The sequence below is a fragment of the Rhizobium sp. PDO1-076 genome (assembly GCF_000247475.1).
Classification (GTDB): domain Bacteria; phylum Pseudomonadota; class Alphaproteobacteria; order Rhizobiales; family Rhizobiaceae; genus Allorhizobium.
On the sequence record NZ_AHZC01000430.1, the window covers coordinates 83,679 to 90,096 of the forward strand.

A 6,418-nucleotide genomic window follows, 5' to 3' on the forward strand; every position below is an offset into this window, starting at 1 on the left:
CGCCTATATGAAACTCAGCCAGCAGGGACGACTATGCGCTTTTCCAACGACTTTCTCGACGAGATCCGTGACCGCGTGCCGATTTCGGCCGTGATCGGCCGTCGTGTGACCTGGGATCGCAAGAAGACCAATGCGCCGAAGGGTGACTATTGGGCCTGCTGCCCGTTCCATGGCGAGAAGAGCCCGAGCTTCCATTGCGAGGATCGCAAGGGACGATATCACTGCTTCGGTTGCGGCGTTTCGGGCGACCATTTCCGCTTCATGACTGAGATGGAGGGCTTGAGCTTTCCCGAGGCGGTGCAGCAGATCGCCGACATGGCGGGCATTGCCATGCCGCAGCCGGATCTGCAGGCGGAGCGGCGGGAGAAGGAACGCACGACGCTTCAGGATGTCATGGAGCTTGCGACGCAGTTCTTTCAGGACCAGTTGCAGACGGCAAGCGGCGCGCGGGCACGCGCCTATCTGCGCGAACGGGGTCTGTCGGGCAAGACGATCGAGACCTTCCGGCTGGGTTACGCGCCGGAGAGCCGCAATGCGCTGAAGGAGTATCTGTCGGGCAAGGGCGTGCCGAAAGAGCAGATCGAGGCCTGTGGCTTGGTCGTGCATGGATCCGATATTCCAGTCTCCTATGACCGGTTCCGCGATCGCATCATGTTCCCGATCCTGTCGTCGCGCGATAAGGTAATCGCCTTCGGTGGTCGCGCCATGTCGCCGGATGCGATGGCGAAATATCTGAACTCGAATGAAACCGAGCTCTTCCACAAGGGCAACGTGCTCTACAATTTCTCGCGTGCACGCCGGTCGATGCAGGGGGCGGGTGGGGCCGAGACGTTGATTGCCGTCGAAGGCTATATGGATGTCATCGCGCTTTATCAGGCTGGTATCGAAAATGCCGTGGCGCCGCTGGGCACGGCTTTGACCGACAACCAGTTGCAGTTGATGTGGAAGACGACGCCGGTGCCGGTCTTGTGTTTCGATGGCGACGGGGCCGGGCAGCGGGCGGCGTTTCGCGCCGTCGATCTGGCACTGCCGCATATCAAGCCCGGCCAGTCGCTGCGCTTTGCCATGCTGCCCGACGGCAAGGACCCCGATGACCTGGTGAAACGAGACGGTCGTGCACCTTTCGACCGGGTAATGGCCGAGGCCCGACCGCTGGCCGAAATGGTCTGGATGCGCGAAGTGGGCGGTGGCGGTTTCGACACGCCGGAAAAGCGCGCCGAACTCGAGGCGCGGCTGAAGCAGATCGTCACCGTGATCGCCGACGAGAATGTGCGCTGGCACTACCAGCAGGATGTCCGCGACCGGCTCTATACCTTCTTCCAGTCGACCCAGCCTGGCCGCAACGAGCGACGTGGCGGCGGTGGTGGCTATGAGCAGGGTGGTCGCGGCAGTGGCCGCAATGGCGAGGGCAGGCAGGGTGGCCAGGGCGGTGGACGGTTTGGCGGCCGCACGCCCGGGCCTTCCGCGGGTGGCGGTGGCGCCATTTCAGACCGACTGGCGCGCTCGGGGCTGGTGCGGGGGCATCAGGAGCAGCCGGCCCTGCGCGAAAGCGTTCTCGCGCTCACCGTGGTCAACCACCCGCAACTGCTCGAAGACGAATATGACGAGATCGCGTCCGTCGACTATGAAAATCCCGCCTTGCAGAAGCTATGGTCATCGCTTTTGACGGCCGTGGCCGAAGGTGGTCCTTCGCTCAGTCGCGAGACGCTGATGGCGCGGCTCGACGCCCATGGTCATGGCGCGACGCTGCGCAATCTTGATCAGCAGATCCGCAATGCCCGGCTCTGGACCGCAACCGAGATCGCAGCACCTGAAGACGCGCGCGAGGGTTATCGTCAGGCACTCTCGCTCTACAAGCGTGCGCGTGCGCTGAAGCGCCAGCGCATCGAGCTGGAGCGCGAGGTTGCCGATGCGACCGAAGCCGACGACGGCGACCGCATCGACCAGCTGATCAATGCCCTGCACGAGGTTCAGCTCGAAGTCGCCCGGATGGAGAACCAGGAGGCGATCATCGATGGCTTCGGGGTCATGTCGGGCCGTGTCAAAGGTCCGGCAACAGGTCACAGCTCGTAATCCGCGTAGCGGATTCGAGGTTGCGCGCGTTTTGCAAATGCGGGATGGAACATCAGCAAACCTTTGTACGCGGAACGCATCGTGTCGTCAGATGAGCTCGAACTGATAGCTCCCGGAGCACGAGGCCGTCGGTCACCCTGGCGGTTGCCTGTTGTCCTTTGGTGGATTGCGCGTATCGGCACCACTGGCTATTCGCCGCGCATTCGCCGGCGGCTGGCGGTCACCAATGTGATCTCGGCCATGTATAGCCTGATCACCATACCCTATATCCTGTTCTACATGCTCTATGACGGATGGGGGCTTTTGCCGGCGATCATCGCGTTTGCACCGCAAGTCGTCTTCTATGCGGTGACGCCGTTCTTTCATCGCTTCGGCTCGACCGCCGGTGCCGTCTATCTCTGTACCATGTGGCTGATCTTCGGGCTCGCCAGCTGCCTGTTCTTTGGCCGCGATTCGGGGCTGCAGTTTTTCTTCCTGCCCGGGGCGGCTGCCTCCATCCTGGTGTTCGGTGCCGAGCGGCTGGCCTTGTCGGGTCTGGTCGCGCTGATTGCCCTTTGCGCTTTCCTCGTGGTCGAGATTGTTCTCGTTCAGCCGATCTCCTTCCTCCATGTCGAGCCTGTGTTTCTGCAGGTGCTGTACTACATGACGGTGCCGTTTACGTTCCTGCTCATTTTCACCACCTCCTTCTTCGCCTTCAAGGAGGCGGCGCAGGCGGAGACCGCTCTGGAAACCGAGTATCGATTCTCCGAACGTTTGCTGCAGAATATCCTGCCGCGCGCTGTCGCCGACCGCCTGAAGGATCATCGAACGCAGCTGGTCGCAGACCATGTCGATTCGGCGACGATCCTGTTTGCCGATATCGTCAACTTCACCCCGCGCGCTGCGCGCTGGGGACCGCAGCAGGTGGTGGCATTCCTGAGCCAGATCTTCGGCCGCTTCGATGCCATCGCGATGAAGCACGGGCTCGAGAAGATCAAGACGATCGGCGATGCCTATATGGTGGCGGGCGGATTGCCGGAACGGCGCGAGAATCATGAAGAAGCGGTCGCATTGATGGCGCTGGATCTGCTCGAATGCTGCCGAACGATCTCTGAGGAGATCGGCGAGCCGGTCGAAGTTAGAATCGGCATGGATACCGGACCGGTGGTGGCCGGCGTGATCGGCCCGAACAAGCTGCTCTACGATGTCTGGGGGGATGCGGTGAACACGGCGGCGCGAATGGAATCACTGGGGGTCGCCAGCCGCATCCAGGTAGCGGACTGCCTGAAGAAACGTCTCGAGGATCGCTTCGAGTTCGAGTTGCGCGGGCCGATCGAGGTGAAGGGCAAGGGCCAGATGCGCGTGTGGTTTTTGGTCGGGGTGAAGGCTTGAACCCGTGCATTTTGCATCAGGCAATGCTCAATTGCCTCGGCCCCTTGTTTCTTCGGCCCGATAACCTACATTCCCGTCAACAGGTGTATAAGCCACCGCATGGCGTCTATTTTGTTGTTTTTCTGGGCATTCGATGTGGAAAAGCTTGACGCCAAGAAAAATTGTGGGAATCACCAATTCAGCAACACAAGGGTGAAGTGGGTTCAGACGGATCTCTGGTATGATCACCGGTCATGCGGATATTCAAGAGTTCGGTGCTGCGGCCGCAATGCCTTTAGTTAATCAGGAATTAAGCAACACTCCGTTAGGTCAGTGACAGCTATCCGCCCGGGCGAGTGGTCCGCTCTCCTTTTGCCCGGCGGTGGGCAGCATGATCAGACGTCAGGGAAAGCGACGAGATAAATGGCATCGAAAGTCAAAGAAAACGAAGAAGCCGAAAGCGAACGCGACGGCGCGACAGACGGTCCGCTTCTCGATCTTTCGGATGACGCAGTCAAAAAGATGATCAAGGCCGCCAAGAAGCGCGGCTACGTTACCATGGACGAGTTGAATTCGGTCCTGCCGTCGGAAGAAGTGACGTCCGAGCAGATCGAAGACACGATGGCGATGCTGTCCGACATGGGTATCAACGTCGTCGAGGACGAAGACGCCGAGGAACAGACGGCGAGCGAAGACAGCGACGACGCTGACGACAACGAAAGCGAAAGCAACGAGCTGGCGCCGTCTGCCGGTACCGCCGTTGCGACTGCAAAGAAGAAAGAGCCGACCGATCGTACCGACGATCCGGTGCGCATGTATCTGCGCGAAATGGGTTCGGTCGAACTTTTGTCGCGCGAAGGCGAAATCGCCATCGCCAAGCGTATCGAGGCCGGCCGCGAGACGATGATCTCGGGCCTCTGTGAGAGCCCGCTGACGTTCCAGGCGCTGATCATCTGGCGCGACGAACTCAACGAAGGCACGACGCTGCTGCGCGAGATCATCGATCTCGAAACCACCTATTCCGGTCCGGAAGCCAAGGCTGCGCCGCAGTTCCAGAGCCCGGAAAAGATCGAGGCCGACCGCAAGGCTGCCGAAGAAAAGGAAAAGGAACGCGCCAAGCGTCGCCCCGTCGCTTCCGGCGATGACGACATCACGTCGATCGGCGGCGAAGGCATGCCGCAGGAGGAAGAGGAAGAGGACGAAGACGAGAGCAATCTGTCTCTCGCTGCCATGGAAGCGGAACTGCGTCCGCAGGTCATGGAAACCCTCGACCTGATCGCCGACACCTACAAGAAGCTGCGCAAGCTGCAGGACCAGCAGGTGGAGGCACGTCTCGCCTGTGCCGGTACGCTGTCGTCCGGCCAGGAGCGCCGCTACAAGGAGCTCAAGGACCAGCTGATCACGGCCGTCAAGTCGCTGTCGCTGAACCAGAACCGCATCGATAGCCTTGTCGAGCAGCTCTACGACATCAACAAGCGCCTCGTGCAGAACGAAGGCCGCCTGCTGCGTCTGGCCGAATCCTACGGCGTCAAGCGTGATTCGTTCCTCGAGCAGTATTCCGGTGCCGAACTCGATCCGAACTGGATGAAGTCGATCGCCAATCTTTCTGCGCGCGGCTGGAAGGATTTCGCCCGCGAGGAAAATCAGACGATCCGCGACATTCGCGGCGAGATCCAGAACCTTGCCACCGAAACCGGTATTTCGGTGACGGAATTCCGTCGTATCGTGCACATGGTGCAGAAGGGCGAGCGCGAAGCCCGTATCGCCAAGAAGGAAATGGTCGAGGCCAACCTGCGTCTCGTCATCTCAATCGCCAAGAAGTACACGAACCGCGGCCTGCAGTTCCTCGACCTCATTCAGGAAGGCAATATCGGCCTGATGAAGGCGGTCGACAAGTTCGAATACCGCCGTGGCTACAAGTTCTCGACCTATGCGACTTGGTGGATCCGTCAGGCGATCACCCGTTCGATCGCCGACCAGGCCCGCACGATCCGTATTCCGGTGCACATGATCGAAACGATCAACAAGATCGTTCGTACCTCGCGCCAGATGCTGCACGAGATCGGCCGCGAGCCGACCCCGGAAGAACTGGCCGAAAAGCTCGCCATGCCGCTCGAAAAGGTCCGCAAGGTCCTGAAGATCGCCAAGGAGCCGATCTCGCTCGAAACCCCGGTGGGCGACGAAGAGGATTCGCATCTCGGCGATTTCATCGAGGACAAGAACGCGCTTCTGCCGATCGACGCCGCCATCCAGGCGAACCTGCGCGAAACGACAACCCGTGTGCTTGCTTCGCTGACGCCGCGTGAAGAGCGCGTGCTGCGCATGCGCTTCGGCATCGGCATGAACACCGACCACACGCTCGAAGAAGTCGGCCAGCAGTTCTCGGTTACCCGCGAACGTATCCGCCAGATCGAGGCGAAGGCGCTGCGCAAGCTGAAGCATCCGAGCCGCTCGCGCAAGCTGCGCTCGTTCCTGGACAGCTAAGAGCGGTCAGGATCTGGAATTGAAGAACCCGGCGGAGACGCCGGGTTTTTTGTTGGGCAGTTCACACCGGATTTGCCTGCATAGCCAACCTTGACCATTGTTTCCGCTTCATTCGTTGCTAAGTATCGCTCGATGGTAGAAGCAAGATCGATGCGGTGGCGGCGTTTTGGCGGGGGCTTGGGTATCTCCTTGCTGATCCATGCTGCCGTGGCCGCGGTCTTGCTGTTCAACTTCGCCTGGCCGGAGCCGGATGAGCCGGAGCAGCCGTCGGAAGAGCCGGTGGTCGAGGTAACGCTTGTGCCGCCGCCAGAGCCGCCTGCGCCGGAAGAACCGGCAGAGGAAGAGCCTGCGCCTGAGGAAAAGCCGCCCGAACCGGCCGAGGCGGAGGCGCCGCCACCCCCACCCCCACCCCCGCCACCGCCTGCTGCTGCGGAGGCACCGCCGCCACAAGAGGCTCCGCCCGAGATGGCAGCGCCGGAGGTCGCGGCTCCGCCGATCCTGCCGATGCGTC

The 6,418-nt window shown here is 61.1% G+C and carries 4 protein-coding genes; all 4 read left to right on the forward strand.

The annotated features are described in order from the left end of the window. Window positions 1-33 precede the first annotated feature (33 nt). On the forward strand, window positions 34-2,073 hold the full coding sequence (gene dnaG / locus PDO_RS25330; protein ID WP_007608511.1) for a DNA primase: 2,040 nt from the start codon (window positions 34-36) through the stop codon (window positions 2,071-2,073). A 144-nt stretch (window positions 2,074-2,217) separates the two neighbouring features. Then, window positions 2,218-3,444: an adenylate/guanylate cyclase domain-containing protein gene (locus tag PDO_RS25335; RefSeq protein ID WP_244426529.1), complete on the forward strand. Its 1,227-nt coding sequence runs from the start codon at window positions 2,218-2,220 to the stop codon at window positions 3,442-3,444. A gap of 402 nt (window positions 3,445-3,846) precedes the next feature. Then, a complete protein-coding gene (gene rpoD / locus PDO_RS25340; RefSeq protein ID WP_007608513.1) occupies window positions 3,847-5,907 on the forward strand; it encodes an RNA polymerase sigma factor RpoD in 2,061 nt (686 codons plus the stop codon). A gap of 177 nt (window positions 5,908-6,084) precedes the next feature. Continuing rightward, window positions 6,085-6,418 (forward strand): hypothetical protein (locus PDO_RS25345; protein WP_202803132.1); only part of this gene is annotated, 334 nt, incomplete at its 3' end.

What these genes read in the sequence shown, in the direction of transcription:
- rpoD (WP_007608513.1), top strand. Translation starts at nt 3,847, where the DNA reads ATGGCATCGAAAGTCAAAGAAAACGAAGAAGCCGAAAGCGAACGCGAC.
- dnaG (WP_007608511.1), top strand. Translation starts at nt 34, where the DNA reads ATGCGCTTTTCCAACGACTTTCTCGACGAGATCCGTGACCGCGTGCCG.